Raw genomic sequence first — 282 nt, forward strand, 5'->3', positions numbered from 1 at the left:
TAATCTCCAGTAGGATTTTGTCCACATCGATTTCCGGTGTGAGTTCGATCTTGTTTTTGGAAATATAGTAATTTGGATAAGTAGCTCTGAGCATGGATATGGACTTGCCAAACTTAGCCAAATGGGTCAAAAACAAACCTATTCCCACTAAAGCATCGCGACCATAATGAGAAGCAGGATAGATAATTCCTCCATTTCCTTCTCCTCCGATGACAGCTTCTGTAGCTTTCATTTGATTGACTACATTGACTTCACCTACTGCAGCCGCATTATATTTTCCAC

The 282-nt window shown here is 40.4% G+C and carries 1 pseudogene; it reads right to left on the reverse strand.

The features are described from left to right. A pseudogene (locus ACNKXV_RS14615) lies at positions 1–282 on the reverse strand (phosphoglucosamine mutase); the annotation flags it as partial.

The sequence above is a fragment of the Christiangramia aquimixticola genome (genome assembly GCF_048285835.1).
GTDB lineage: Bacteria > Bacteroidota > Bacteroidia > Flavobacteriales > Flavobacteriaceae > Christiangramia > Christiangramia aquimixticola.